The organism is Stenotrophomonas lactitubi, from assembly GCF_002803515.1.
Lineage (GTDB): Bacteria > Pseudomonadota > Gammaproteobacteria > Xanthomonadales > Xanthomonadaceae > Stenotrophomonas > Stenotrophomonas lactitubi.
Genome location: NZ_PHQX01000004.1, coordinates 1 through 2,500 on the forward strand (window position 1 = coordinate 1; position 2,500 = coordinate 2,500).

2 rRNA genes (1 of these 2 cut by a window edge) are annotated in these 2,500 nt (G+C 54.0%); both read right to left on the reverse strand.

The features are described from left to right. Nucleotides 1-4: 4 nt before the first annotated feature. A 5S ribosomal RNA gene (rrf, locus tag CR156_RS22580) occupies nt 5-119 on the reverse strand. 170 nt (nt 120-289) lie between these two features. Then, nucleotides 290-2,500: ribosomal RNA gene (locus CR156_RS22585) — 23S ribosomal RNA — on the reverse strand; it runs 670 nt beyond the window's last position.

Here is a 2,500-nt window from a genome sequence, read left to right on the forward strand (position 1 = left end):
TAAACCCTGGCGATGACCTACTCTCGCATGGCTTAGGCCACACTACCATCGGCGCAGCTACGTTTCACTTCCGAGTTCGGGATGGGATCGGGTGGTTCCATAGCGCTAATTTCACCAGGGAGGCGGTTGGAGTGTCGCTTCGGACGTCGTGTCTTTGCAGGGAGCGGGCATGATGATGCCTGCGTTGCAAAGAGACGCGCCTGAGCGCCTGCCTCTCGTTTGGTCTTGTGACGTAGCGTGCACTTGGATCTATCGACATGTCATGTCGGCCAAGGCAACTTGAGGTTATATGGTCAAGCCTCTCGGATCATTAGTATCAGTTAGCTCAATACATTGCTGTACTTACACACCTGACCTATCAACCACGTAGTCTACATGGTTCCTTCAGGGGGCTTGTGCCCCGGGAGATCTCATCTTGAGGCGCGCTTCCCGCTTAGATGCTTTCAGCGGTTATCGCTTCCGAACATAGCTACCCGGCAATGCCACTGGCGTGACAACCGGAACACCAGAGGTTCGTCCACTCCGGTCCTCTCGTACTAGGAGCAGCCCCTCTCAAATCTCCAACGCCCATGGCAGATAGGGACCGAACTGTCTCACGACGTTCTGAACCCAGCTCGCGTACCACTTTAAATGGCGAACAGCCATACCCTTGGGACCGACTACAGCCCCAGGATGTGATGAGCCGACATCGAGGTGCCAAACACCGCCGTCGATATGAACTCTTGGGCGGTATCAGCCTGTTATCCCCGGAGTACCTTTTATCCGTTGAGCGATGGCCCTTCCATACAGAACCACCGGATCACTAAGTCCTAGTTTCCTACCTGCTTGATCCGTCGATCTTGCAGTCAAGCACGCTTATGCCTTTGCACACAGTGCGCGATGTCCGACCGCGCTGAGCGTACCTTCGAGCTCCTCCGTTACTCTTTAGGAGGAGACCGCCCCAGTCAAACTACCCACCATACACGGTCCCCGATCCAGATAATGGACCCAGGTTAGAACGTCAAGCACGACAGGGTGGTATTTCAAGGATGGCTCCACTGCAGCTAGCGCCACAGTTTCATAGCCTCCCACCTATCCTACACAGACGAACTCAACGTTCAGTGTAAAGCTATAGTAAAGGTTCACGGGGTCTTTCCGTCTTGCCACGGGAACGCTGCATCTTCACAGCGATTTCAATTTCACTGAGTCTCGGGTGGAGACAGCGCCGCTGTCGTTACGCCATTCGTGCAGGTCGGAACTTACCCGACAAGGAATTTCGCTACCTTAGGACCGTTATAGTTACGGCCGCCGTTTACTGGGGCTTCGATCAAGAGCTTCGCCTTGCGGCTGACCCCATCAATTAACCTTCCAGCACCGGGCAGGCGTCACACCCTATACGTCCACTTTCGTGTTTGCAGAGTGCTGTGTTTTTGATAAACAGTCGCAGCGGCCTGGTTACTGCGACCCTCTTCAGCTATAGCTCGCATGAGCCACCAAAAAGGGTGCACCTTCTCCCGAAGTTACGGTGCCATGTTGCCTAGTTCCTTCACCCGAGTTCTCTCAAGCGCCTGAGAATTCTCATCCTACCCACCTGTGTCGGTTTACGGTACGGTCTGCGTAAGCTGAAGCTTAGGAGCTTTTCCTGGAAGCGTGGTATCAGCAACTTCGCCATAAAGGCTCGTCTCGGTGCTCGGTCTTAAAGGATCCCGGATTTGCCAAAGATCCAAACCTACCGCCTTTCCCCGGGACAACCAACGCCCGGTATGCCTAACCTTCTCCGTCCCTCCATCGCACTTACGCGAGGTGCAGGAATATTAACCTGCTTCCCATCGACTACGACTTTCGTCCTCGCCTTAGGGGCCGACTCACCCTGCGCCGATTAACGTTGCGCAAGGAAACCTTGGGCTTTCGGCGTGCGGGTTTTTCACCCGCATTATCGTTACTCATGTCAGCATTCGCACTTCCGATACCTCCAGCAGACTTCTCAATCCACCTTCAACGGCTTACGGAACGCTCCTCTACCGCGTACATATAAATATGCACACCCCAAGCTTCGGTTCACTGCTTAGCCCCGTTAAATCTTCCCCGCAGACCGACTCGACCAGTGAGCTATTACGCTTTCTTTAAAGGGTGGCTGCTTCTAAGCCAACCTCCTGGCTGTCTGTGCCTTTCCACATGGTTTTCCACTTAGCAGTGAATTTGGGACCTTAGCTGTGGGTCTGGGTTGTTTCCCTTTTCACGACGGACGTTAGCACCCGCCGTGTGTCTCCCATACAGTCCGTCTCGGTATTCGGAGTTTGCAATGGTTTGGTAAGTCGCGATGACCCCCTAGCCATAACAGTGCTCTACCCCCGAGAGGATACATATGAGGCGCTACCTAAATAGCTTTCGAGGAGAACCAGCTATCTCCGGGTTCGATTAGCTTTTCACTCCTAATCACAGCTCATCCCCGTCTTTTGCAACAGACGTGGGTTCGGGCCTCCAGTACCTGTTACGGCACCTTCACCCTGGCCATGACTAG